This window comes from Nonomuraea sp. NPDC048826 (assembly GCF_043198225.1).
Classification (GTDB): domain Bacteria; phylum Actinomycetota; class Actinomycetes; order Streptosporangiales; family Streptosporangiaceae; genus Nonomuraea.
Genome location: NZ_JBICUQ010000005.1, coordinates 149,624 through 174,628, shown reverse-complemented (window position 1 = coordinate 174,628; position 25,005 = coordinate 149,624). Strand labels below are relative to the sequence as shown.

22 protein-coding genes are annotated in these 25,005 nt (G+C 72.5%); 8 read left to right on the top strand and 14 right to left on the bottom strand.

The window, feature by feature from the left end:
* The first annotated feature begins 66 nt into the window (after positions 1–66).
* Genes ACGFI7_RS19135 through ACGFI7_RS19125 form a run of 3 tightly spaced genes read left to right on the top strand, consistent with a single transcriptional unit; the run spans position 67 to position 3,080 of the window.
* A complete protein-coding gene (locus ACGFI7_RS19135; protein WP_393406014.1) occupies positions 67–1,047 on the top strand; it encodes a Bug family tripartite tricarboxylate transporter substrate binding protein in 981 nt (326 codons plus the stop codon).
* Complete coding sequence (locus ACGFI7_RS19130; protein ID WP_393406012.1) at positions 1,047–1,559, top strand: tripartite tricarboxylate transporter TctB family protein; 513 nt, start codon at positions 1,047–1,049, stop codon at positions 1,557–1,559. The genes ACGFI7_RS19135 and ACGFI7_RS19130 overlap by 1 nt, the downstream gene beginning before the upstream one ends.
* The gene (locus tag ACGFI7_RS19125; protein ID WP_393406010.1) at positions 1,560–3,080 is read left to right on the top strand and encodes a tripartite tricarboxylate transporter permease; all 1,521 of its coding nucleotides are present in this window, start codon (positions 1,560–1,562) and stop codon (positions 3,078–3,080) included.
* Positions 3,081–3,115: 35 nt separating this feature from the next.
* Here the strand turns inward: ACGFI7_RS19125 and ACGFI7_RS19120 are convergent, their stop codons facing one another.
* The 9 genes from ACGFI7_RS19120 to ACGFI7_RS19080 all read right to left on the bottom strand — a co-directional run bounded on the left by ACGFI7_RS19120 (position 3,116) and on the right by ACGFI7_RS19080 (position 15,121).
* Positions 3,116–4,450 carry an MFS transporter gene (locus ACGFI7_RS19120; RefSeq protein WP_393406008.1) on the bottom strand — a complete coding sequence of 445 codons (1,335 nt, stop codon included), beginning with the start codon at positions 4,448–4,450 and terminating at the stop codon, positions 3,116–3,118.
* A gap of 115 nt (positions 4,451–4,565) precedes the next feature.
* Positions 4,566–6,071, bottom strand: a complete 1,506-nt coding sequence (gatB, locus tag ACGFI7_RS19115; protein ID WP_393406006.1) for an Asp-tRNA(Asn)/Glu-tRNA(Gln) amidotransferase subunit GatB — start codon at positions 6,069–6,071, stop codon at positions 4,566–4,568.
* A gap of 38 nt (positions 6,072–6,109) precedes the next feature.
* Positions 6,110–6,709, bottom strand: a complete 600-nt coding sequence (locus ACGFI7_RS19110) for a hypothetical protein (protein WP_393406004.1) — start codon at positions 6,707–6,709, stop codon at positions 6,110–6,112.
* Complete coding sequence (locus ACGFI7_RS19105; protein ID WP_393406002.1) at positions 6,706–7,749, bottom strand: AAA family ATPase; 1,044 nt, start codon at positions 7,747–7,749, stop codon at positions 6,706–6,708. Before ACGFI7_RS19105 ends, ACGFI7_RS19110 begins: the two co-directional genes overlap by 4 nt.
* A gap of 16 nt (positions 7,750–7,765) precedes the next feature.
* Positions 7,766–9,259 (bottom strand): Asp-tRNA(Asn)/Glu-tRNA(Gln) amidotransferase subunit GatA, encoded by a 1,494-nt coding sequence (gene gatA / locus ACGFI7_RS19100; RefSeq protein WP_393406000.1) that lies wholly within the window; start codon positions 9,257–9,259, stop codon positions 7,766–7,768.
* On the bottom strand, positions 9,256–9,555 hold the full coding sequence (gene gatC / locus ACGFI7_RS19095; RefSeq protein WP_049556801.1) for an Asp-tRNA(Asn)/Glu-tRNA(Gln) amidotransferase subunit GatC: 300 nt from the start codon (positions 9,553–9,555) through the stop codon (positions 9,256–9,258). The genes gatA and gatC overlap by 4 nt, the downstream gene beginning before the upstream one ends.
* Before the next feature lie 102 nt (positions 9,556–9,657).
* Positions 9,658–11,730, bottom strand: a complete 2,073-nt coding sequence (locus tag ACGFI7_RS19090; RefSeq protein WP_393405998.1) for a putative bifunctional diguanylate cyclase/phosphodiesterase — start codon at positions 11,728–11,730, stop codon at positions 9,658–9,660.
* Between the two features lie 158 nt (positions 11,731–11,888).
* Positions 11,889–14,081, bottom strand: a complete 2,193-nt coding sequence (gene ligA / locus ACGFI7_RS19085; protein ID WP_393405996.1) for an NAD-dependent DNA ligase LigA — start codon at positions 14,079–14,081, stop codon at positions 11,889–11,891.
* Between the two features lie 50 nt (positions 14,082–14,131).
* Positions 14,132–15,121: a methionine synthase gene (locus tag ACGFI7_RS19080; RefSeq protein WP_393405994.1), complete on the bottom strand. Its 990-nt coding sequence runs from the start codon at positions 15,119–15,121 to the stop codon at positions 14,132–14,134.
* A gap of 24 nt (positions 15,122–15,145) precedes the next feature.
* Between ACGFI7_RS19080 and ACGFI7_RS19075 the strand changes: the two genes are divergently transcribed.
* Positions 15,146–15,775 carry an MBL fold metallo-hydrolase gene (locus ACGFI7_RS19075; RefSeq protein WP_393405992.1) on the top strand — a complete coding sequence of 210 codons (630 nt, stop codon included), beginning with the start codon at positions 15,146–15,148 and terminating at the stop codon, positions 15,773–15,775.
* On the opposite strand, the gene mnmA is transcribed toward ACGFI7_RS19075, so the two are convergent.
* Positions 15,772–16,830 (bottom strand): tRNA 2-thiouridine(34) synthase MnmA, encoded by a 1,059-nt coding sequence (gene mnmA / locus ACGFI7_RS19070; RefSeq protein ID WP_393405990.1) that lies wholly within the window; start codon positions 16,828–16,830, stop codon positions 15,772–15,774. The genes ACGFI7_RS19075 and mnmA overlap by 4 nt on opposite strands.
* 118 nt (positions 16,831–16,948) lie before the next feature.
* On the opposite strand from mnmA, the gene ACGFI7_RS19065 reads away from it, so the two are divergent.
* Positions 16,949–17,998 (top strand): DUF695 domain-containing protein, encoded by a 1,050-nt coding sequence (locus tag ACGFI7_RS19065; RefSeq protein WP_393405988.1) that lies wholly within the window; start codon positions 16,949–16,951, stop codon positions 17,996–17,998.
* Positions 17,999–18,018: 20 nt separating this feature from the next.
* Here ACGFI7_RS19065 and ACGFI7_RS19060 read toward each other — a convergent pair whose 3' ends face one another.
* Entirely contained in the window at positions 18,019–19,182 is a 1,164-nt protein-coding gene (locus ACGFI7_RS19060; protein WP_393405986.1) for a cysteine desulfurase family protein, read from the bottom strand.
* A gap of 54 nt (positions 19,183–19,236) precedes the next feature.
* Here ACGFI7_RS19060 and ACGFI7_RS19055 point away from each other — a divergent pair, with 54 nt between their 5' ends.
* The 3 genes from ACGFI7_RS19055 to ACGFI7_RS19045 all read left to right on the top strand — a co-directional run bounded on the left by ACGFI7_RS19055 (position 19,237) and on the right by ACGFI7_RS19045 (position 21,731).
* Positions 19,237–19,749 carry a TetR/AcrR family transcriptional regulator gene (locus ACGFI7_RS19055; protein ID WP_393405984.1) on the top strand — a complete coding sequence of 171 codons (513 nt, stop codon included), beginning with the start codon at positions 19,237–19,239 and terminating at the stop codon, positions 19,747–19,749.
* 253 nt (positions 19,750–20,002) lie between these two features.
* A complete protein-coding gene (locus ACGFI7_RS19050; RefSeq protein WP_393405982.1) occupies positions 20,003–21,193 on the top strand; it encodes an MFS transporter in 1,191 nt (396 codons plus the stop codon).
* A gap of 25 nt (positions 21,194–21,218) precedes the next feature.
* A complete protein-coding gene (locus tag ACGFI7_RS19045) occupies positions 21,219–21,731 on the top strand; it encodes an HIT family protein (protein ID WP_393405980.1) in 513 nt (170 codons plus the stop codon).
* A gap of 51 nt (positions 21,732–21,782) precedes the next feature.
* Here ACGFI7_RS19045 and ACGFI7_RS19040 read toward each other — a convergent pair whose 3' ends face one another.
* The 3 genes from ACGFI7_RS19040 to ACGFI7_RS19030 form a co-directional block, all read right to left on the bottom strand.
* Positions 21,783–22,736: an electron transfer flavoprotein subunit alpha/FixB family protein gene (locus tag ACGFI7_RS19040; RefSeq protein WP_393405978.1), complete on the bottom strand. Its 954-nt coding sequence runs from the start codon at positions 22,734–22,736 to the stop codon at positions 21,783–21,785.
* A gap of 19 nt (positions 22,737–22,755) precedes the next feature.
* Entirely contained in the window at positions 22,756–23,535 is a 780-nt protein-coding gene (locus tag ACGFI7_RS19035; protein WP_393405976.1) for an electron transfer flavoprotein subunit beta/FixA family protein, read from the bottom strand.
* A 228-nt stretch (positions 23,536–23,763) separates the two neighbouring features.
* Positions 23,764–24,996, bottom strand: a complete 1,233-nt coding sequence (locus tag ACGFI7_RS19030; RefSeq protein WP_393405974.1) for a serine/threonine-protein kinase — start codon at positions 24,994–24,996, stop codon at positions 23,764–23,766.
* Positions 24,997–25,005 lie beyond the last annotated feature (9 nt).

Genomic DNA, 25,005 nt, shown 5'->3' with positions numbered 1-25,005 from the left:
CGACGCGACGGCCTCCGGCCCGCACGATCCAGGGTCCATAGATGTGAGAACCCCCCTGGAGTGAACATGCGTATGCGCGTCATCGCCGCCCTCGCGGCGCTTTCCGTGGCCGCGCTGGCCGGCTGCGGCGGCAACGGCGGCAACGGCGGCGCCGGCGGCGGCACCAGCACCTTGCGCATCATGGCGCCGGCCGCGCCCGGCGGCGGCTGGGACCAGACCTCCCGCACCGCGGAGCAGGCGCTGAAGTCCGCCGTGCCGGACCGCGGCGTCGAGGTCTTCAACGTCCCCGGCGCCGGCGGCACGATCGGGCTGGCCCAGCTCGCCGGCGAGAAGGGCAACGGCAACCTGCTGATGACGATGGGCCTGGTCATGGTCGGCGCCATCGAGCAGAACAAGTCCAAGGTCACGCTCGCGGAGACGACCCCGATCGCCAAGCTGACCGAGGAGTACGAGATCGTCGTGGTCCCGGCGGAGTCCCCGCTGAAGTCCCTGGACGACCTGGTGGCCGCCTGGAAGTCGGACCCGGCGAAGGTGTCGGTGGCGGGCGGCTCGGCCGGCGGCACCGACCACATCGTGGCCGGGCTGATGGCCAAGGCCGCGGGCGTCGACCCCAAGCAGGTCAACTACATCGCGCACTCCGGCGGCGGCGAGGCGCTCAACGCGCTGCTCGGCAACAAGGTGACGATCGGCGTCTCGGGCGTCGGCGAGTTCGCCGAGCACGTCAAGTCCGGCAAGCTGCGGGCGCTCGGCGTCACCTCGGGCGAGCGGCTGCCCGGCCTGGACGCGCCCACCCTCAAGGAGGGCGGCCTGGACGTGGAGCTGGCCAACTGGCGCGGCTTCGTCGCCCCCGCCGAGCTCAGCGAGGCCGACCGGAAGGCGCTGACCGACCTGGTGACCAAGATGCACGACTCGCAGCCGTGGAAGGACGCGGTGGCCAAGAACGGCTGGATCGACTCGTTCATGACCGGCCAGGAGTTCGCCGACTACCTGAAGTCTGAGGAGACCCGGGTCAAGGGCATCATCGCCGAGATGGGGCTCGTGTCCTGATGTCCTCTCCCGAGGGAACCGGCGTCAAGCGTGGCCGGTGGCGGCCCGAGCTGGGGCTGGCGCTGGTGGTGCTCGCCCTCGGCGGGTTCGTCGTCGTGGGCACGCTCGACGTGTCGGCCGCGGCCTCCCGGCTCGGGCCGGGGCCGCGGTTCTTCCCCCTGCTGGTCGGCGGTTCGATGATCCTCATCGGCCTGTTCTACGTGGTCGACGTGCTGCGCGGCGGGCGCGGCGACCCGGAGAAGAGCGAGGACGTGGACGCCGAGGCGCCCGCCGACTGGCGCGGCGTCGGCCTGGTGAGCGGCGTCTTCCTCGCCTTCACCGCGGTGCTGGACGTGCTGGGCTGGATCATCGCCGGGAGCCTGCTGTTCTTCGGGCTCTCGCTGGCGCTCGGCGCGGAACACAAGATCCGCGCGGCCGTGATCGCGGTGGTGCTGGCCGTCGCCACGTACCTGGTGTTCGTCGAGGGGCTGGGCGTCACGCTGCCCGCGGGGCCGCTGTCGGGGGTGATCTGAGTGGAGTCGCTGCAGCTGCTGCTCGACGGGTTCGCCGCCGCGCTGACACCCGTCAACCTGCTGTACGCGCTCGTCGGCGTCACCCTGGGCACCCTGGTCGGGGTGCTGCCGGGCATCGGGCCCGCGATGACCGTGGCGCTGCTGCTGCCGGTGACGTTCACGGTGCCGCCGGCCAGCGCGTTCATCATGTTCGCCGGCATCTACTACGGGGGCATGTACGGCGGCTCGACCACGTCCATCCTGCTCAACACGCCCGGCGAGTCCTCCTCCATGATCACCGCGTTGGAGGGCAACAAGATGGCCAGGCGCGGGCGGGCCGCGCAGGCGCTGGCGACGGCGGCCATCGGCTCGTTCGTGGCGGGCACCATCGCCACCGCGCTGCTGGTGTTCGCGGCGCCGGTCGTGGTGGACTTCGCGATCTCGTTCGGCCCCGAGGACTACTTCGCGCTGGCGATCCTGGCCTTCACCGCGGTGTCGTCGGTGCTGTCCCGCTCGGTCGTGCGCGGGCTGGCCTCGCTCGTGCTGGGGCTGGCGATCGGGCTGGTCGGCATCGACCAGCAGACCGGGCAGGCCCGGCTCACGCTGGGCATCCCGCAGCTCCTCGACGGCATCGACGTGGTGATCGTCGCGGTCGGGCTGTTCGCGGTGGGCGAGGCGCTGTACGTGGCCTCGCGGCTGCGGCACGCCCCGCCGGACGTGGTGCCGGTCGGGCGGGCCTGGATGGGCCGCGCCGACTGGGGCCGGTCGTGGCGGCCGTGGCTGCGCGGCACCGCGCTCGGCTTCCCGTTCGGCGCGCTGCCGGGCGGCGGGGCCGAGATCCCCACATTCCTCTCGTACGCGGCCGAGAAGAAGCTGGCCCGGGGAGTGGCGCGGGAGGAGTACGGGAAGGGCGCGATCGAGGGCGTGGCCGGGCCGGAGGCGGCCAACAACGCCTCGGCGGCGGGCACGCTCGTGCCGCTGCTGACGCTGGGGCTGCCGACCTCGGCCACGGCCGCGATCATGCTGGCGGCCTTCCAGCAGTACGGGCTGCAGCCCGGCCCGCAGCTCTTCGACCACAACCCGGCGCTGGTGTGGGCCATGATCGCGTCGCTGTTCATCGGGAACACGATGCTGCTCGTGCTCAACCTGCCGCTCGCGCCGGTCTGGGCCAAGCTGCTGCGGATCCCGCGCCCGTACCTCTATGCCGGGATCATCATGTTCGCCGCCCTCGGCGTCTACGCGCTGAACGCCAGCGCCGTGGACCTGGTGGTGCTGTACCTGCTCGGGCTGCTCGGGTTCGCCATGCGGCGGTTCGGGCTGCCGGTGGCGCCCGCGGTGATCGGCATGATCCTCGGGCCGATGGCGGAGATCCAGCTCCGCCGGGCGCTCGCCATCGGCGCCGGCGACGTGACCGTGCTGGTAGGCAGCCCGGTCGCGGTGGTGCTGCTCGCGCTGTCGGTGCTGGCCCTGCTGACGCCGCTGCTGCGGCATCTCATGGCCAGGCGGCGGATGGCGCCGCTGCCGGTCTCGCGCGAGGACTGAACAGGTGGCCCCGGCACCCGCCGGGGCCACGCCGGTCAGGCCACCGTGACGGCGGGCCGTCCTTCCCCGACGGGGGCCGGGGAAGAAACGGCGCGGGGCACGACCAGCAGCCCCGCCGCCGCCATGACCAGGGCCGCGGCGAACACCGTCCAGTAGGCCGAGCCCGACGCGGTGAACAGCGCCGCCGTGACGGCCACCGCCACCACCGAGAGCACCGACTCGCCGAGCTGCAGGGCCGCGCTGTTCGCGCCCTGCTCGGCGGGGGCCGACAGCTCCAGCGTGAGCACTGACAGCGTCGGGTAGATCAGGCCCATCCCGAAGCCGGCCGCGATCCACGACGGGTAGGCCAGCGCCAACGGCACCCCGGGGAACGCCACCGCCCCCATCAGCAGGATGCCGGCCGACAGCGAGACCGTGCCCAGCCACAGGTTCGTGCTCCGCCGGAACACCTCTCGCCCCTGCAGCCAGGAGGCGAACGACCAGGTCAGCGCGCCACCGGTGAGCGCGATGCCGGCGGTGAACACCGACATGCCGCGCTCTTCGTGCAGCAGGAACGGCACCATCACCTCGGCCGCGAAGAAGGCCCCGGCCGCCAGCCCGCGCAGCCCCACCACCGCGGGCAGCCCCCTGGCCGCCTTGAGCGTCCCGGCGGGCAGCAGCCTGGGCAGCGCCACCAGCAGCAGCACCAGCCCGACGGCCAGCATCGGGAACCGGCCGTCGCTTCCGTACTGCATGAGGACCGCGGCCACGGCCGTCACCGCCGCCCAGGTGAACTTGGCCAGGAGCCCCGGCGTCGGCGTGCCGTGCCCGCCCCGGACCGGCTGCCCCGCCAGCCCGCGCAGCAGCACCAGCCCGGCCGCCACGGTGAGGAACGGCACCGACAGGAACACCCAGCGCCACCCCACGGTCTCCACGATCAGCCCGACGACCGCGGGGCCCGCCATGGACGGGACCACCCACGCCGTCGCGAACAGGGAGAACACCCGTGGATGCAGCTCCTCGGGATAGACCCTGGCCACCACCACGTACAGCGCCACGCTCACCAGCGCCCCGCCGAAGCCCTGGACCAGCCGCCCGGCGATCAGCACTTCCATGATCGGGGCCAGCCCGGCCAGGGTCAGCCCGCCGATGAACGCGGCCACGCCCGCCCACAGCGGCGCCAGCGGCCCGCGCAGGTCGGCCCAGCGGCCGCCGAGGACCGTGCCCACCACCCCGGCGGCCAGCGCGCTGCTGAACGCCAGCCCGTACAACTCGCGGCCGCCCAGTTCGCTCGCCACCACCGGCATCGCGACCGCGACCGCCACGTACTCGAAGGCCACCAGCGACACCGTCGCCACCAGGCCAGCCGTCAATGCGGATGTCTTCGTCACGACGACGAACCTAGTTTCGCCGCCGACCGGCCGCATCCAGCGCCGGTCCTAGGTCCTGCCCCGGAGATCGTCCTAGGCCCCGCCGCCCCCGGCAGAGGCGGCGGGGCCACCGGACTCACTCGGAGACGCCCAGCTTCTCCAGGATGAGCTGGCGGGCGCGGGCCGCGTCGGCCTTGCCGCGGCTGGCCTTCATCACGCCGCCCACGAGCGCGCCGACCGCGGCGATCTTGCCGGCGCGCACCTTGTCGGCGGCGTCGGCGTTGCTCGCCAGCACCTCGTCGATCATCGCCGACAGCTCGCCCTCGTCGCTGACGATCTTCAGGCCGCGCTTGTCGACCACCTCGTCGGGGGCGCCCTCGCCGTCGAGCACGCCCTCCAGCACCTCACGGGCCAGCTTGTCGTTGAGCGCGCCGGAGGCCACCAGCTCTGTCACCCGGGCCACCTGGCGCGGCGTGATCGGCAGGTCGGCCAGCGCCCGGCCGCTCTCGTTGGCGCGACGGGCCAGCTCGCCCATCCACCACTTGCGCGCGTCGGCCGCGGGCGCGCCCGCGGTGACGGTGGCCTCCACCAGATCGATGGCGTCGGCGTTGTGCATGGCCTGCATGTCGAGATCGGACAGGCCCCACTCGGCCTGCAGCCGCTTGCGCTTGACCGACGGCAGCTCGGGCAGGGCCGCCTTCAGCTCCGCCACCCACTCCTGGTCCGGCGCGATCGGCACCAGGTCGGGTTCGGGGAAGTAGCGGTAGTCCTGCGCCTCCTCCTTGGACCGTCCGGACGTGGTGGTGCCGGTGTCCTCGTGGAAGTGGCGGGTCTCCTGCACGATCCGGCCGCCGTCGGCGAGGATCGCCGCCTGCCGCTCGATCTCGCCGCGCACCGCGCGCTCGACGCTGCGCAGCGAGTTGACGTTCTTGGTCTCGGTACGGGTGCCCCACTCGGACGAGCCGCGGGGCATGAGCGACACGTTGACGTCGCAGCGCAGCGAGCCCTCCTCCATGCGCACGTCGGAGACGCCCAGCGAGCGCATGATCTCGCGCAGCTCGGTCACGTACGCCTTGGCCACCTCGGGCGCGAGCCTGTCGGTGCCGGGGATCGGCTTGGTGACGATCTCGACCAGCGGGATGCCGGCCCGGTTGTAGTCGACGATCGAGTAGTCGGCGCCGTGGATGCGGCCGGTGGCGCCGCCCATGTGGGTGGACTTGCCGGTGTCCTCCTCCAGGTGGACCCGCTCGATCTCGATCCGCACGGTCTCGCCGCCGACCTCGACGTCGAGGTAGCCGTCGAAGCAGAGCGGCTCGTCGTACTGGGAGATCTGGTAGTTCTTCGGCATGTCCGGATAGAAGTAGTTCTTCCGGGCGAAGCGGCACCATTCGGCGATCGAGCAGTTCAGCGCGAGACCGATCCTGATCGTCGACTCGATCGCCATGGCGTTCGCCACGGGCAGCGACCCCGGCAGCGCCAGACAGGTCGGGCAGACCTGCGAGTTGGGCGGCGCCCCGAACGTGGTCTTGCAGCCGCAGAACATCTTCGAGTGCGTGCCCAGCTCGACGTGCGTCTCCAGCCCGAGCACCGGCTCGAAGCGCTCGAGCGCCTCGTCGTACGGCATCGCCGTCTCGACAGTCATGATGAGGTCCTTCGTTCAGATCGTCGCATTCGAAAATATCAACGGTTACTCAGAGGAAGCTCTGGCTTCTCAGGATCCGCGTCGTCGCCTCGACCCACTCCTCGTAGGCCGGCAGCCGGCCCAGCACCGCCAGGTCGACGTGGTCGCCGGCGAAGGCGAAGTGCTCGCCGACCCGGCGGTGGGCGACCCCCGGCCAGCACCTTGTCCAGCACGGCCTTCGGGTCGGGAAGCCGCTCCGCCTCCCGGGGCTTGCGCGGCAGGGGACCGGTGTCCGCACCCGGCACCCGCTCCCACACCGCGCGGTCGGCCAGCAGCCACGCTTCGGTCTCCTTGACCGGCACGAGGGAGACGACCGGCCGCGCCACTGGCCCGCCCGCCAGACGATCGGCCTTGCCCCGCTCACGATGGTCACTGTGCAAGAAGATCAGGTGGCAGTCAGCGGCCAGCTCGGCGATCGCCTCATTGATCCGGCCGTCGTCCCTGGTCATCCTGCACCCCGCGTACTGCACGGACTGCACGTCGACCGGGCGGGGGGCGAAGTCCGTGAGGGCGCGGAGCTGCCGTGCGATCACCCTGCCAAGGAAGACCTCGTCGGTGTCGCCCTCCGCGACCAGACCCGGGACGAGCGGGCGGCTCATGAGGCCGCCCCCACCGTGCCGAGATAGGTGCGGACCTGCCTCGGGGAGACGAACGTGCCCGGCTCGCCCTCACTCCGCACCGGCTTGGCCACGGTGACCCGCGAGCGCGGACCTCCACCGCCGGTACGCCAGGCCGAGTCGAGGAAGACGAGCGCGTCCGGCAGGGCCCGGTAGAGGGTCGACACCGCCACCGGGGAGTGCGTGGTCAGGATCACCTGGCGCCAGGTGTCGTCCGTGCGCCCGACCCGCCGTGCGATCCGCTGCAGCAGCTCCCCCAGCCTGCTCGGGTGGAGGCCGTTCTCGATCTCCTCCACCATGAGCAGCCCGGAGGACGCCCGGTCGTAGAGAGCGGCCAGCAGCGCCACCACCCGCAGCGTCCCATCGGAGGCCAGGCGGCCCGGCACCGGCTCGTGGTCGACCAGGATGTCGAACGACCACTCCTCCTGACGCTCGTCCAGCACCGGCCGGACCCCGGTGACGTCCGGCACCAGGGCGGACAGGTCCACCATGAGGTCGTCCAGCTCACCCGTGGCGTCCATGCGGCTGAGCACCGCGGCCAGATTTCCGGCGTTCTCGGCAAGGGGACGGCGATCGAAGGCGGTGACCGGTCTGCGCATCGCAGCCGGCTCCGGCACGTGGAAGTGCCAGGACGCGGCCTCCGTCGACCACAGCCGCTCCGACGCGGGCGTGGTCTCGAGGAACCATTCGGCCGGATCGCGGACCGCCTTGACCGAGGCGCCGATCGACCGCTCGGGTCCGGTCTCCGCCCGCACCCCGATGGTGAACGCGGCGACCGGGCGCTCCCCCGACGGCTGGTGGAACAACTCCTGGGGTTTGCCCCGCCGGGCTTCCAGCAGCGGATCCAGCGCGGGCGAGTAGCCGGGACGCTCGGCCAGGATCGCCGCCCGGGCGAACGCGAGCGCGTCCAGCAGGTTGGACTTCCCGCTCGAGTTCGGCCCGACCAGGGCGAGGAACGGCGGCACGTCGAGCCCGAAGTCCAGGAAGGACTTGAACCCGTCGATCTCGATCCGAGTCAGCACGCCGCCGTCCCCTCTCCTAGAGCGCCGGGGCCTTGGCCAGCAGGCTGCCGCCCCAGCGGCTCTCCAGGGCCCGCTCCACGGCGGCGCCGACCCGGTAGCAGCGGTCGTCGCCCAGGACCGGGGCCATGATCTGCAGGCCCACCGGCAGGCCGTCCTCGTCGGCCAGGCCGCACGGCACCGAGATGGCCGCGTTGCCGGTCAGGTTGGACGGGATGGTGTAGAGGTCGGCGAGGTACATCGCCATCGGGTCGTCGGCGCGCTCGCCGATGGGGAACGCCGTCGTCGGCGTCGTCGGCGAGACGAGCACGTCGACCTGGTGGTAGGCGGCCTCGAACTCGCGCGAGATGACCGTGCGGACCTTCTGCGCCTGCCCGTAGTAGGCGTCGTAGTAGCCGCTCGACAGCGCGTACGTGCCGAGCATGATGCGCCGCTTGACCTCAGGACCGAACCCGGCGGCCCGGGTGAGCGCCATGACCTCCTCGGCGCTGCGGGTGCCGTCGTCGCCGACGCGCAGGCCGTAGCGCATCGCGTCGAAGCGGGCCAGGTTGGACGAGCACTCGGACGGCGCGATCAGGTAGTAGGCCGGCAGGGCGGTGGCGAACGACGGGCAGGACACCTCGACGACCTTGGCCCCGAGCGACTCCAGCAGCTGGACCGTCTCGTTGAAGCGCGCCAGCACGCCGGGCTGGACGCCCTCGCCCCCGGCGAACTCCTTGACCACGCCGATGCGCATGCCGGACACGTCGCCGTGGCGGGCGGCCTCGACCACGGACGGCACCGGCGCTTCGACGGAGGTCGAGTCCATCGGGTCGTGGCCGGAGAACGCCTCGTGCAGCAGCGCCGCGTCGAGCACGTTGCGGGCGAACGGGCCGGGGGTGTCGAGCGAGCTGGCGAAGGCGATGAGGCCGTAGCGGGACGAGCCGCCGTAGGTGGGCTTCATGCCGACGATGCCGGTGACGGCGGCCGGCTGGCGGATCGAGCCGCCGGTGTCGGTGCCGGTCGCCAGCGGCGCCTCGTAGGCGGCCACGGCGGCGCTGGAGCCGCCGGAGGAGCCGCCGGGCACCCGGGTCAGGTCCCACGGGTTGTGGGTGGCGTGGTAGGCCGAGTTCTCCGTGGAGGAGCCCATGGCGAACTCGTCGAGGTTGGTCTTGCCCAGGATGACCATCCCGGCCTCGCGCAGCCGCCGGGTGACGGTCGCGTCGTAGGGCGGGCGCCAGCCTTCGAGGATCTTGGACGCGGCCGTGGTGGGCATGTCGCGGGTGGCGAAGATGTCCTTGTGGGCGATGGGCACCCCGGCCAGCGGCCCGAGCTTCTCCCCCGCCCGCAGCCTGGCGTCGACGGCCCCCGCCTGCTCCAGCGTGGTCTCGCGGTCGACGTGCAGGAACGCCTTGACCTGAGGCTCGACCTCGGTCATCCGGTCGAGGTGGGCCTCGGCCACCTCGGTCGCCGACACCTCGCGGGCGGCGATCATCGCGCCGAGCTCGGCGGCGGTCTTGCGGATCAGGCTCATGCCTCCTCCCCGAGGATGCGCGGCACCCGGAAGCGGTCGTCCTCGACGGCGGGAGCCCCGGAAAGGGCCTGCTCGGGCGTCAGGGACTGTCGCACCTCGTCGGGACGGAAGACGTTGGTCAGAGGCAGAGCGTGCGACGATGGCGGCACGTCCTCGGCGGCGACCTCGGCCACCTTCGCGACCGACTCGATGATGGCATCGAGCTGCGTGGCGTAGTGGTCGAGCTCGTCGTCGGTGAGCGCCAGCCTGGACAACCGGGCCAGATGCGCGACCTCGTCGCGGGTTATGGCGGACATGAGTCGTTGAACCCGTTTCGTGGATGGAGTTGGGACACTCACATCCTAGGGGCCTTGACGGATCGCCTCAGAACCCTTAACCACCTGGAAACACGCGTCGTCTCAGACGCTCTGGGTCACCTCGGGCTGCAAGTCGTAGCCGAGCTCCTCGACGGGAAGCAGCCGCTCGCGGAGCCAGGCGGTGGCGTCGGCGGCCGGCATCGGCTCGCAGAACAACCATCCCTGGCCCAGGTCGCAGCCGATCTCGGCGAGGCGGAGGGCGACCGCCTCGGACTCGACGCCCTCCGCCACGGAGCGCAGGCCCAGCGAGCGTACCAGGTCGACGATGGAGCGGACGATGCGCTCGTCGTCGGCCGAGTCGGCCATGCGGCGCACGAAGGAGGCGTCGATCTTGACCTCGGAGACCGCCAGCCGCTGCAGCCGGATGAGCGAGGAGTAGCCGGTGCCGAAGTCGTCGAGCGCGAGCGGCACGCCCAGCGCGGCCAGCGCCTTGATGGTCTCCTGGGTGTAGGCCTGCTCGCCGGTCAGGATGCGCTCGGTGACCTCCAGCTGGATGGCCGCCGGCGGCAGCCGGAGCCTGGCCAGGCCGGCTTCGAGCTGCTCGGGCAGGGCGTTGCCGAGCAGGTCGCGGGCGGAGATGTTGACCGAGATCTGCACCCGCAGGCCGGTGTGCCACCAGCGGGCGGCCTGCTCCAGGGCCTCGTCGACGACGTAGGCGGTGAGCTGGCGCATCAGGTAGGACTGCTCGGCCAGCGGGATGAAGTCGGACGGCCCGATCGCGCCGTGGACCGGGTGGTGCCAGCGCAGCAGTGCCTCGACCCCGCACACCGTGCCGCCGGCCAGGGCGACCTTGGGCTGGTAGTGCAGGCGCAGGTCGCGGCCGTCGAGGGCGCGGCGCAGGTCGCCGAGCAGGTTGAGCCGCTCGGGCGAGTTGCGGTCCTTGTCCGGCTGGTAGAGCTCGACGCCGGTGCGGCCCTCCTTGGCGAGGTACATCGCCACGTCGGCGCGCTGGAGCAGCAGCTCGAAGTCGGGCGCGTGGTCGGGGAAGAGGGCGATGCCGACGGAGCCGTCGAGGTCGAACGACATGCCTTCGAGCCGCACCGGCTCGGTGAGCGCGGCCCGCAGCCGGGCGGCCACCTCGCGGGCGGCGTGCGCGTCCCTGATGGACGGCAGCAGCACGGCGAACTCGTCGCCGCCGAGGCGCGCCACCACGTCGCCCGGCCGCACCGAGTGGGTGAGGCGGTGGGCCACGAGCTGCAGCAGCCGGTCGCCGACCGGATGGCCCATCGTGTCGTTGACCTCCTTGAACCGGTCGAGGTCGATGAGGAACAGGCCGACCCGCTCGTCCTGGCGGGCCTCGGCCAGCGCCTCCTCGGTGCTGACGATGAGCATCTTGCGGTTGGGCAGCCCGGTCAGCTCGTCGTGCAGCGCCTGGTGGTCGCGGCGCATGGAGAGCGTGGCGGTGAAGTAGACGGCCGCGAGCGGGGCCACGAAGAGCGGCACCAGCCCGGGTGAGTGGTTCATCACGACGACGACCAGCGGGGCCAGCCCGAGCAGCCCGGCGTACACCAGGGCCTGCGGGCCGAGCGAGGCGCGCAGCACCCGCAGGATGGACCGGCGCTCGTGCAGCGCGACCGCGCCGCACACGAGGGCGGCCCGGGTGGTGAAGTAGGCCACGCCGGACAGCGCGATGGCGAGCAGGTCGTCGCCCCTCGGCACCCAGGGCACGGCGGGGCTGGGCGCGTGGCCGAACGCGCCGATCACGACGGCGGCGGCGGTGAGCGCGAGCGCCGACTGGGCGATGTTGAACATCACCCGGTGCCAGGACCTGCGGGTGACGATGCCGTTGACGGTGATGGCCGCGGCCTGCAGGAGCACGGCCACGGGCAGCCCGAAGTGGAGCAGGGCCGCGAAGGTGAACATGGCCGAGGGGTACGTGCCGCCCACGGCGGTGGCCGAGGACACCATGACCGGCCGCAGCTCGCCCAGGATGACCAGCACGACGAGCACCCAGAACAGGGGCGTGCGGACGAGCTCGGCCAGCGGGCCCAGGTCCAGCCGCAGCACGCTCACCAGGAGCGCGGTGAAGCCGGTCACGGTGACGCCCGCGAGGAACGCCCACAGAGGCGTGCCGGCGCGCGGCCCGGTGTCGCGAGTGTCGGTCGGGTCAGTCATCGTTAACGAAACCCCCATCAGGTCACTATGGGAGGGTACGACCATAACCCACTTCGTGAAGCCAAGCGCGTACGTTCCGTCACATCTCCTCCCCGGCCCGCACCCACCCTCTGTAGTTACCTGGTCAACGCCGTGTATCCGCAGAAACTTCCCGAGGCTCACTCTTCGGGCGTGACCGCCAGTTCGGCCGCCGCTTCCGGGCCGCGCTCCAGGAGCACCGCGAAGCCCTCGTCGGTCAGGATGGGGATGTTGAGGCTGACCGCCTTGTCGTACTTGGACCCGGCGTTCTCGCCGGCGATGAGGAACGAGGTCTTCTTCGACACCGAGCCGGTCACCTTGCCGCCCCTGGCGGCCAGCGCCGCGCCCGCCTCGTCGCGGGTGTGCCCGGCGAGCGTGCCGGTGACCACGAAGGTCAGCCCGGCGAGCGTCTGGGGCAGCTCGGAGGCGGCCGACGCCTCCTCCACCATGCGGACGCCCGCGGCCCGCCACCGCTCGACGATCTCACGGTGCCAGTCGACCTGGAACCACTCCCTGATGGTGACCGCCATCCGGGGGCCGATGTCCTCGACCGCGGCCAGCTCCTCCTCCGTGGCGTTCATCACGGCCTCGATGGAGCGCAGCTCGGCCGCGAGCTTCTGGGCGGTGGGCGGGCCGACGTGGCGGATCGACAGCGCCACCAGCACCCGCCAGAGCGGCGCCTCCCGCTTGACCCGGTCGAGCTCGGCGATGAGCTGGTGGGCGGCCTGGCTGGGGTTGCCGTCGGCGTTGGAGAACAGCGAGACGACCTTCTGCTCGCCGGTCTTGGGGTCGATCTTGGGCAGGCCGGACTCCTGGTCGCGGACCACCGACCTGATCGGCACCAGCCGGTCGATCGTGAGGTCGAACAGGTCGGCCTCGGTGCGCACCACTGGCTCCTGCGGCGGCACCGGCTGGCTGAGCGCGGTCGCGGCGACGTAACCCAGGCCGCGGATGTCGAGCGCGTTGCGGTGCGCGGCGAAGTAGAGGCGCTCGCGGATCTGCGCCGGGCAGCCGCGGGCGTTCGGGCAGCGCAGGTCGGCGTCGCCCTCCTGCTCGTAGGCCAGCTCGGTGCCGCACTCCGGGCAGTGGGTGGGCATGACGAAGGGCCGCTCGGTGCCGTCGCGCAGCGCCGCGACCGGGCCGATGATCTCGGGGATGACGTCGCCGGCCTTGCGCAGGATCACCGTGTCGCCGACGAGCACGCCTTTCTTGGCCACCACGGCGGCGTTGTGGAGCGTCGCCCTGGTCACCGTCGAGCCGGACACCACCACCGCCTCCATCACGCCGAACGGCGTCACCCGGCCGGTGCGTCCGACGCCGACCTGGATGTCGAGCAGCTTGGTGTTGACCTCCTGCGGCGGGTACTTGTAGGCGATGGCCCAGCGCGGCGCCCGCGAGGTGGAGCCCAGCTCGCGCTGCACGCGGAACCGGTCGACCTTCACGACCACGCCGTCGATCTCGTACGCCGGATCATGGCGGTGCTCGCGGTAGTGCTCGATGTAGGCGTTGACCTCGTCGATGCCGTCGACCACCCGGTAGAGGTCGCTCACCGGCAGCCCGAACTCGCGCAGCCGGTCGTACACCTGCGACTGCGACTGCGGCTCCGCCGCGCCCTCCCAGACGCCGACGCCGTGGACGAGCATGCGCAGCGGCCGCTTGGCGGTGATGCGCGGGTCCTTCTGCCTGAGCGTGCCGGCGGCGGAGTTGCGCGGGTTGGCGAACGGCGGCTTGCCCTCCTCGACGAGCTGCTCGTTGAGCAGCTTGAAGTCCTCGACCGGGATGTAGACCTCGCCGCGCACCTCGACCAGGCTGGGGATGTCGTCGCCGGTGAGCCGGTGCGGGATGCCCTTGATGGTGCGGACGTTGGCGGTCACGTCGTCGCCGACGCGCCCGTCGCCGCGGGTGGCGCCGCGCTCCAGCCGGCCGTCGCGGTAGACCAGCGCGATGGCCAGCCCGTCGATCTTCAGCTCGCAGAGGTAGGGGCCGGGGTCGCCTTCGGCCAGCCGCTCCGCCCTGGCCTGCCAGGCGGCCATGCCCTCGGCGTCGAAGACGTTGTCGAGGCTCTCCATCCGGGCCAGATGGTGGACCTTGACGAAGTCTCCCGAGACCGGGGCGCCGACCTTCTGCGTGGGCGAGTCGGGGGTCTGCAGCTCCGGATGGGTCTTCTCCAGCTCCAGCAGCTCGTTGAACCAGGTGTCGAACTGCGCGTCGCTGACCGTCGGCGCGTCCTCCACGTAGTAGCGGTAACGCGCGTCCTCGACCAGCTCGCTCAGCTCCGCGTGCCGCTGCCGCGCCTCCGCCGGCGCGCCCCCTTGCTCGCTCAGCTCGCTCACGGCGTCTCCTTCCTTACGGGCCCCTGGCAGAACGGTATCGCGGGGAGCCCTCACACCTGGAGGTCGCGCGCGGGGTCGTCCTTGACCACCTGGGCGGCCTTCCGGCAGGCGGCGAGCGCCGCCCTGGCGTAGCCGGGCGAGGCTCCGGCGAGCCCGCAGGCGGGCGTGAGCACGACCTTCCCGGCCAGTTCCTCCGGCGCGAAGCCGAGCCGCCGCCACAGCTCCAGCGCGGGCCGGGCGACGGCCGCGGACCCGGGCAGCCGCGCGTCGGTCGCGGGCACCACGCCGAGGAACAGCCCGACGCCGGCCTCGGCCAGCTCGCCGATCTCCTCCTCGTCCCTGCGCCTGATCAGCGACGCGTCCACGGACACCGCCCGCACGCCCGCCCGGCGCAGCAGCGCGTACGGCACCGACGGGGCGCAACAGTGGACCACCGCGTCGGGGAACGCCTTCAGCGACTCCTCCACCCGCCACTCCTCCACGGCGGCCAGCCTGCCGAACCCCGAGGCGGTCGGCACGGTGCCCGCCAGCACGCCGGGCAGGCCTGGCTCGTCGAGCTGGAGCACGAGGTCGGTGACGCCCGGCATCCGCCGCCGCACCTCCGCGCAGTGGTCGGCGACGCCCTGCGCGAGCGAGGCGGCCAGGTCGCGCACCGCGCCCGCGTCGGACAGGATCTTGTCGCCGTGGCGCAGCTCGATCGCGCCGGCCAGCGTCCACGGCCCGCAGACCTGCACCTTCAGCGGCCCCTCGTAGCCGTGGCCGACCTCCTCCAGGCCGTCGAGGTCGCGCCGCAGATGGTCGACGGCGCGCCGGTGGTCGCGGCCCGGCCGCCCGGCCAGCCGCCACCCGGACGGCTGCACCTCCACGGGCAGGTCGACCAGCAGCCCCGCCGTCCGCCCCACCAGGTCGGCGCCGACGCCGCGCGCGGGCAGCTCCGGCAGGTAGGGCAGCCCCGGCACCTCCCCGAACACGACCCGCAGCGCCTCAAGATGATCGTCGCCCGGGTGCGACCCGACCCCGGTGGCTTCCCACGTCAGCATGGGCACCAGCGTAGGCTGTGCGAGATGAAGCTCACGAAGTACGGTCACGCGTGCGTACGCCTGGAGAAGGACGGCAAGGTCCTGGTCGTCGACCCCGGCACCTTCACCCGTGACCCGGTGCTCGACGGCGCCGACGCGGTGCTGATCACCCACCAGCACCCCGACCATCTGGACGTCGACCGGCTCGCCGCCGCCTCACCCGACCTGGAGGTGTGGACGTGCGAGGCCGTCGCCGCCGAGCTGGCCGACCTGCCGCTGAAGGTCAACGTGGTACGGCACGGCGACGATTTCCAGGCGGCCGGGTTCCAGGTGGACGTGTTCGGCGAGTGGCACTGGAAGAACCATCCCGACCTGGCCATCGTGCAGAACGTCGGCTTCATGCTCGACGGCGGGCTGTTCTACCCGGGTGACGCGCTCACGGTGCCCGACGCAGAGGTGGAGACGCTGCTGGTGCCGACCAACGCGCCGTGGCTGAAGCTGGTGGAGATGGTCGAGTATCTCCGTACGGTGCGTCCCGCGCGGGCGTTCTCCACCCATGACGGGCTGCTCAACGACATCGGGCTCAGCTTGGTGGACAACTGGCTGCGGATGGAGGCGGAGGCGCAGAAGGCCGACATCCGCCGCATCCCCGTCGGCGAGTCGATCGAGCTCTAGGCCGCCGACGCGATCGTGGCCGACCCGATGACCGTCGGGCCCGAGTAGAGCACCGCCGCCTGGCCGGCCGCGACGCCGGTGGCCGGGCGGTCGAGCTCGATGACCAGGCCGCCGTCGCGCTCCTCGAACGCGCATCCGTAGACCTCGCCGTGCGCGCGCAGCTGCACGGTGAGGTCGTCGCGGGTGCGCGGGCCGTTCCAGACCGGGCGCAGACAGGAGATGCGGGTGACCTCCAGCGCCGAGCGCGGCCCGACCGTGACGGTGTTGGACACCGGCTCGATCGACAGCACGTAGCGCGGCCTGCCGTCGGGCGCGGGCCGGTCGATGCGCAGGCCCTTGCGCTGGCCGACGGTGAACCCGTGGGCGCCCTGGTGGTTGCCGACCACCGCGCCCGACTCGTCGACGATCGGCCCCTCGGCCGCGCCCAGCCGCTCGGCCAGGAAGCCGCGGGTGTCGCCGTCGGCGATGAAGCAGATGTCGTGGCTGTCGGGCTTGTCGGCGACGGTCAGCCCGCGCCGGGCCGCCTCCGCCCGCACCTCGGTCTTGGTGGAGTCGCCCAGCGGGAAGATCGCGTGGCCGAGCTGCTCGCGGGTGAGCACCCCGAGCACGTACGACTGGTCCTTGGCCGGGTCGGCGCTCCTGGACAGCACGCCGTCGACGAGCCTGGCGTGGTGGCCGGTGGCGACCGCGTCGAAGCCGAGCGCCAGCGCCCGGTCGAGCACCGCGGAGAACTTGATCTTCTCGTTGCACCGCAGGCACGGGTTGGGCGTGCGGCCGGCCGCGTACTCGGCCACGAAGTCCTCGATCACGTCGCGCTGGAACCGCTCGGCCATGTCCCAGATGTAGAACGGGATGCCGATGACGTCGGCCGCCCGCCTGGCGTCGCGCGAGTCCTCGACCGTGCAGCAGCCCCTGGCGCCGGTGCGGTGGGATTGAGGGTTGGCGGACAGGGCGAGATGGACACCAGTGACGTCGTGACCGGCCTCGGCGATCCGGGCGGCGGCCACGGCGGAGTCGACGCCGCCCGACATGGCGGCAAGCACACGCAGTCCCATGACCGTTCCAGCGTACTGTCCGTACGGACGTGCCCGCGCGGACAGGACGGCCGGCGAGCCCGTGCGGACATGACCACGCGGGTCACGGACGGGGGGCCGGGTCTGCGAGTATTCAGCCATGCGACTGTTCGGGCGCAAGAACGATGACGAGGGCGCCGACCCGGGTGAGCGCGTGGCGGGGTTCTGGCGGTGGTGGCAGGAGGCCAGGCCGGAGCTCGACGCGGCGCTGGCGTCCGGGGAGAGCGGCAAGCCGGCCGAGCTGCTCGATCCCGCGGTGGCGGCGGTCCACCCCGACCTGGTGTGGGAGCTGGCCCCGGGCAGGAACGCGGCGCACGCGCTGGTCGTGACGGCCGCGGGCGACGCCGAGCTGCGTCCGCTGGCGCATCGCTGGGCGCGCGCCGCGCCGCCGGCCGACCTGCTGTGGGAGTTCCACCCGTCGCGCCAGGCGAGCGCCCTGCCTGGTGAGCTGACGCTCGACGCGGGCGGGGTCGCGTTCGGGCTGGACAAGCTGGTGCTGGGGCTGCGGGTGCCGCGCGGGGCGCTGCGCGTGGACGTGTCCGCCTACCACCCGGTCTTCGGCGAGCTGGACGAGCAGACCCGGATGGAGGCCACGCTGCTGGCGCTCGACCGGCTGCTGGGCGAGGACGACGTGGCCCGATGGGTGGGCGAGATCACCCCGGCCACCGCGGCGCCGATCGACGCCGTGCCGGCCGTCCACCTGCCCGCGGTGGTGGCCGACGTGGCCGCCGACTACGACACCGGGCAGTGGGTCACGCTGGAGGGCCGGACGGCCGGCGGCGCGCCGCTGGTGGCCGCCGCCCGCTATCCGCTGCGGCCCGTCGACCATCCGCTGCTCGACCAGCATGTCGCCGTCACCCTGCCGTACCGCGAGAAGGACGGCGGCGGTCTGCCCCAGGGCGGGTCGCTGGCCGCGTTGCAGGCGTTCGAGGAGCGGCTGGACGAGCGGCTGCGCGCGCTGGGCGACGAGGCGGTGCTGGCCGCCCACCTGAGCGCCGAGCGCCGCCGCGTCATGCACGTGTACGCCACCCCGGAGAGCGGCGCCGCACCCGCGCTCAAGGAGCTGGCCGCCACCTGGGAGGAAGGCAAGGCCCGGGTGGACGTCACCGCCGACCCCGCCTGGAGCGCGGTCGCCGCCTTCCTGGCCTGACCCGCCGCGCCCCGGTCTCGTCAGCTGAGGCCGGCGCGGCGGGCGCGTTCGACGGCTGCCGGGAGGACCTCGATGAGGCGGTCGACGTCGTCCTGGGTGGAGGTGTGGCCCAGGGAGAACCGCAGGGAGCCCCGGGCCGCCGCCGCGTCGGCCCCCATGGCCAGCAGCACGTGGGACGGCTGCGCCACCCCCGCCGAGCAGGCGGAGCCGGTCGAGCACTCCACCCCCCTGGCGTCGAGCAGCATGAGCAGCGCGTCGCCCTCGCAGCCGGGGAAGGAGAAGTGGGCGTTGCCCGGCAGCCGGTCGTCGGGGTCGCCGTTGAGCACCACGCCGGGCACGGCCTGGCGGACGCGGGCGATGAGGTCGTCGCGGAGCGCCGTCAGGTGGCGGTGCTGGGCCTCCTGCTCCTTGACCGCGGTGCGGACCGCCGCGGCGAGCCCGGCGATGGCGGGCGCGTCGAGGGTGCCGGAGCGGACGTCGCGCTCCTGACCGCCGCCGTGTTGCACCGACACCGGGGTCACGCCGCGGGCCAGCAGCAGCGCGCCGACGCCCATGGGGCCGCCGATCTTGTGGCCGGTCACGGTGAGCGCGTCGGCCCCGGACTCGGCGAACGACACGGGAAGCTGGCCGATCGCCTGCACCGAGTCGGTGTGGAACGGGATGCCGTGGTCGCGGGCGATGGCCGCCAGGACGTGGACCGGCTGGATCGTGCCGACCTCGTTGTTGGCCCACATGACGCTGACCAGGGCGACGCCGTCGGGGTCACGCTCGATGGCGGCGCGCAGCGTGTCGGGGGCGACCCTGCCGAACTGGTCGACCTCCAGCAGCTCGACCTCGGCGCCCTGGCTGTCGGCCAGCCAGTGGGCCGGGTCGAGGACGGCGTGGTGCTCGACCGAGCTGAGCAGGACGCGCTTCCGCGGATGGCGCGCCCAGAACATGCCCTTGATCGCGAGATTGTCGGCTTCGGTGCCGCCTGAGGTGAACACGACCTCGCTGGGCCGGGCGCCGAGCGCGTCGGCGATGGTCTCGCGCGACTCCTCCACCACCCTGCGCGCCTCGCGCCCGGTGGCATGGAGGGAGGAGGCGTTGCCGACCCGGCCTAGTTGCTCCGTCATGGCCTCGATGGCCTCCGGAAGCATGGGCGTGGTCGCCGCGTGATCGAGATAGGCCGACGGTCTGTTCACCCGGTAAGGGTATCTCGCTTGCTCGTGTACCGTCCGGACGGTACAGTAGATCGCATGAGACGTGACGAGCTGTTGGACGCGGCAGAAGACCTGCTCAGCGACCTCGGTTCGACCGCGCTCACCCTCTCCGCGGTGGCCGATCGGGCCGGCGTGAGCAAGGGCGGGCTCCTCTACCACTTCTCCACCAAGGAAGCCCTGATCAAGGCCATGGTGGAGCGCCTGATCGAGGAGTTCGACGACCTGGTGTCCGCCCAGCCGGACGCCACCTACACCGAGCGCTACCTCGGCGCCACGCTCGCCGCCGTCCGCTCGGGCAAGCTGCGACGCTGGGCCGTCGTCACCGGCGCGTCGGGCAACACCTACCTGCTCGCCCCGCTGCGGGAGGCGATGGCCCGATGGCATCGCGAGGGCCTGGACGAGGAGCCCGACCGCGTGGCGGCGCAGATCGTACGCCTGGCCTGTGAGGGTCTGTGGGACGTGGCGAGCCACGACCCGGCGCTCAACAGCGACGACGACCTGCGCACCCTCGACGCGCGGCTGAGAGCCCTGCTGAAACCCCCCTCATGAGGCCCCGCGCCCTGGACGCCCGCCCGGCGGGCCCGTCCGCTTCAGAGCCGACCCGGTAGGACGCCTCCCTCAGGAGACGCCACGGTCCCGGCGTGCGCCCCTGCCCGGCCCGAGGCCGCGGCCTGCCCCCTTGGCGCGCTCCGTCACCGCCCGGCGCGTTCTCATCACCCCCACCCCCCGTGACTCCTTCAAGGCCCGGCTACGGCTGGGTCCTACTTCTGCTGATTTATAGAGCTTTGCGAGGTATGCCCAGATGAACCGTGACTTGAGGATCGCCCGCTACGGCGCCGTCCTCACCTTCGCCCTCGCCGGCCTGATGGTCGGCACCATGACCGTGCGCATCCCGGCGCTGTCCGACAAGCTCGGCCTGTCCGAGGCCGAGATCGGCGCCGTGCTGCTCGCCTGGGGTCTGGGCGCGCTGGTGAGCATGCAGGCGATGCGCCGGGTGATGGCCCGCACCGGCAGCCGCACCGTGCTGCGCTTCGGCGGCCCGCTGACCGCGCTCTCCTTGGTCGCGGTGGGCTTCATGCCGAACGTCCCCGCGCTGCTGGCCGCGTCCACGATTTTCGGCATGGCGTTCGGCCTGTTCGACATCGCGATGAACGCCCAGGGCTCCACCGTCGAGCGCGCCTACGGGCGGCCGCTGATGAACGGCATGCACGCCGGCTGGTGCGTCGGCGCCATGACCGCCGGCGGCGCGGGCAGCCTGTCGATCGCGCTCGGGCTGTCGTTCACCGCCAACCTGGTGCTGGTCAGCCTGGTGTCCCTGCCGGTGCTGCTGGTCCTCGGCCGCGCCTACCTGCCGGACGTCCCCGAGCCCGAGGTCGCCAAGGGGCCGCGCCGCCGCCTGCCGCCGGTCGTCTACCTGCTGGGCGCGCTGGCGTTCTTCGCCTTCATGGTCGAGGGCGTGGTCGCCGACTGGAACGGCCTCTACATGCGCGACACCATGAAGGCGCCGGAGGCGCTGGCCGCGCTGGGCTACCCGATCTTCGAGGCGGGCATGCTGATCGGCCGGCTGACCGGTGACCGGCTGCGCTCACGGTTCGGGGTACGGGGCATGCTGACGACCGCCGGCCTGGCCACGGCCGCCTTCTTCGGCGTGGTGCTGGCCGCGCCCGCGCCGGTGGTGGCGCTGGTCGCGGTGTTCTTCGTGGGCCTCGGCGTGGCGACGATCTCGCCGATGACGCTCTCGCTGGCCGGCACCGCCACCTCCACCCCCGGCCCGGCGATCGCCCAGGCGGGCGCCATGGGGTACGCGGGCCTGCTGCTCGGGCCGGTGGCGATCGGCTTCCTGTCGGACGCGACCTCGCTCCGCACCGCGCTCGGCCTGGCCGTCGTGCTGGGCCTGCTGATCGCGGGCGCGGCACGCCTGCTCCCGCGCGAGGAGCCCGCGGCGGTCACTCCCCTGCCGGTCTCCCGCGAGAAGCAGCCGGTGGCCGCCTGACGCCCGGACCGTCATGATCGGGATCATGACGACGGAGAGGAACGTCCCCTTCGACGTGGCCGCCTACGAGGCCCGCGTCCGGTCCATCCCCTGTTTCATCTGCGCCATCGTCGCGGGTGACCCGGCCTACGAGCACGAGCAGGTCTTCTACGAGGACGAGCGCCACCTGGCGTTCCTCTCCACCTACCCGACCGTGCCCGGGTACGTGCTGGTCAGCCCGAAGGCGCATGTCGAGCACGTGGTGCGTGACCTGGACGAGGAGGCGTACCTGGCGCTGATGGGCGTGGTGCGCGCGGTGGCGCTGGCGGTGGAGTCGGTGGTGCCGTCCGAGCGCACCTACGTGCTCTCGCTCGGCAGTCAGCAGGGCAACGCCCACCTGCACTGGCACGTGGTGCCGCTGCCGCCCGGCACCCCGTACCGGGAGCAGCAGTTCCACGCGCTGATGTCGGAGAACGGCCTGATCCCGTGGAGCCGCGACCAGGCCGAGGACCTGGCCGCCCGGCTCCGCGAGGCGATGGATGCCCGCCGGGCCACCTGAGAACGCGCGACGGCGCCGCACGGGAAGTGCGGCGCCGTTTCTCGCGACTGACTACTTGCGCTTGTCGACCTCTTCGGTGAGCTGCGGGACGACCTGGTGCAGGTCACCCACGATGCCGTAGTCGGCCAGCTCGAAGATCGGCGCCTCCGGGTCCTTGTTGATCGCCACGATGGTCTTGGCGGTCTGCATGCCGGCCCGGTGCTGGATGGCGCCGGAGATGCCCGCCGCGATGTAGAGCTGCGGCGACACGGTCTTGCCGGTCTGACCCACCTGGAACTGGTGCGGGTACCACCCGGCGTCCGTGGCGGCACGCGAGGCGCCCACGGCCGCGCCCAGCGCGTCGGCCAGGCCCTCGATGACCGAGAAGTTCTCGGCCGAGCCCACGCCGCGGCCGCCGGAGACCACGATCGCGGCCTCGGTCAGCTCGGGGCGGGCGCCCTTCTCCTGCTTGACGCGCTCGACGACGCGGGCGGACTTGGCGGCGTCGGACAGCGAGACCGACACCTCCTCCTCGGCGCCGGCGCCGGCGGTGGCCTCGGGGGCCGTCGAGTTGGGCCGCACGGCCACGATCGGGGTGCCCCTGCTCACCTTCGACTGGACGTTCACGCCACCGCCGAAGATGGACTGCTCGGCCACGAAGCCCTCGCCGAGGCCCACGGCGTCGGTGATGACGCCGGAGTCGGTCTTGACCGCGAGCCGTCCGGCGACCTCCTTGCCCTCGGCCGTGGCGGCGACCAGCACGGCCGCGGCCGACTTGTCGGCCACGAGCTGGGCGAGCAGCTCGGCCTTGGGCGCGACCACGTAGTCCGTGATCTCCTCGGAGCCGGCCACGTAGATCTTCTCGGCGCCGTACTCGGCCAGCTTGGCCTTGGCCTCCGGGGTGTAGCCGGGGCCGGCCCAGACGGCGGCGGGCGTGCCGAGCCTGCGGGCGAGGGTCAGCAGCTCCAGCGTGACCTTCTTGACCTCGCCGTCGACCTGCTCGACGAGAACGAGAATCTCCGACATATCAGTAAAACCCCCGTTCTCAGATGAACTTCTTGGACGCGAGGAACTCGGCGACCTTGGCGCCGCCGTCGCCCTCGTCCTTGACGACCGTGCCGGCGGCACGCGGCGGGGCCGGGGCGAAGTCGACGACCTGCGACCAGGCGGAGTCGAGACCCACCTGGGCGACGTCGATCTCGGCGTCGGCCACGCCCAGGGTCTGAACCGGCTTCTTCTTGGCCGCCATGATGCCCTTGAAGGACGGGTAGCGCGGCTCGTTGATCTTCTCGACCACGGACACGACGGCGGGCAGCGAGGCCTCGACCCGGTCGAAGCCGTAGTCGGTGATCCGCTGGATCGTGATGGCCGAGCCGTCGACCTCGACCTTGTTGGCCAGCGTGAGCTGCGGCGTGCCGAGGCGCTCGGCCAGCATCGCCGGCAGCACGCCGGTGCGCGCGTCGGTGGACTCCGAGCCGAGGATGACCAGGTCGAACCCGATCTTCTTCAGCGCCTGCGCCATGGCGTGCGAGGTGCCCAGCGCGTCGGAGCCGTGCAGCGCGTCGTCGACCAGGTGCACCGCCTTGTCGGCGCCCATGGCCAGGGCCTTGCGGATCGTCTCGGTGGCCTTGCCCGGGCCCATGGTGAGGACGGTCACCTCACCGCCGTGGGCCTCCTTGAGCTTGAGCGCCTCCTCGACCGCGTACTCGTCGAGCTCGTTCACCACGCCGTCGACGGCGTCGCGGTCGAGGGTCTTGTCATCGGACCGCAGCTTGCGCTCGGTCGCCGTGTCGGGGACCTGCTTCACGCAGACGACAATGTTCATGGCCGGTGGCCGACCTCCCATGTTCGCGTGCGCCGCCGCGAGCGGTCGGCGCCGGATGTCCAGTCCAGACTGCCAGGGCCCCACGGGTGCTGTGACAGCGGGTGTCCCGGCGCCATGTTACCCATGGGTAGCTTACGCGCAATCGTGCTGATCCGCGCGCAGCCCCTCCCCTGCCCCACCTTACCGAGCTTTGTTCCACTCGTTCATGGCGGCCCTGGTCACCCAGCCTCAGGCGCTGAACAGGAACACCAGGCCGAGGACCAGAGCCGTGCCCGCGAACAAGGCCAGCACGGGGGTGCTGAAGAACGCGCTCAACGCCACCGACAGCCCGATCGCCCCGGCGACGCCCAGGGCGTCGGCCACGATCCTGACCTTGGTGAGCGGCCCGCGCGAGAACAGCGCGAACCCGGCGTCCACCACCACTGCCAGCGAGAACGCCGCCAGCAGGAACAGCGCCACCTCCGGCAGCGGCTCGGTCGCCGCGGCCGCCAGCAACGCCACGAACACCGTCGAGCCGACCAGCCAGCGCCTGCGCACCTTCTCCCGGTGCCGCGCCCTGAGCTCCTCCGGCGAACGCTCCCGACCCGCCCGGCCGGGCTGCCAGGCACGCGTCTCCATGTGGTGGACATCACGGCCGGAACCGCGCCCCGTACCCGCCGAGAGCCGGGACAGGCGGCGCGGCCGCGGAGGCGCCTCCACCCCCAGCCGCGCGCAGATGTCCGCGGCCACCGGCCGCGCCGCCGGGTCGGTGGCGAGGCACTGGGCCAGCAGCGGCTCCAGCCAGCCGGGCGCGCCGTCGAGGTCGGGCTCGTGGTGGACGACGCGGTAGGCGACCGCCGACGCGGGCCCCGTGCCGTACGGGTGACGCCCGGTGGCGGCGTAGGCCAGCGTGGCGCCGAAGGAGAAGACGTCGGCCGCCGGGCCCGCCTCCTTGCCCTCCAGCACTTCGGGAGCTAAATAGCCCGGGGTGCCCACCACCGCGCCCGAGGCGGTGACGGACAGCGAGTCGAGCGCGTGCGCGATGCCGAAGTCGATGACGACCGGCCGGCCCTCGCTCATCATCACGTTGGCGGGCTTGAGATCGCGGTGCACGACGCCCGCGTCGTGCATGGCCAGCAGCGCGTCGGCCAGCCCCGCGGCCAGCAGCCGCAGGTCGGCGTCGGGCACCGGCACGGGCACCGCGCTGAGCGGCTTGCCCTGCACGTAGCGGGTGACCAGGTAGGGCCGGTCGACGTCGAGCGAGGCGTCGAGCACCTCGGCGACGTTGGGGCCGCCCACCCGCCGCATGGTCTCGACCTCGCGGGCCAGCCGGGCCAGCGCCACCGAGTCGGCCGCGACGTGCGGGTGGAGCACCTTGACCGCGACCGTGCGGCCCTCCGGGTCGAGGGCCAGGTGCACTTCGCCGAACCCGCCCGCTCCCAGCCGGGAGAGCAGCTGGTAGGGACCGAGGTGCTCGCTCATACCCCTACT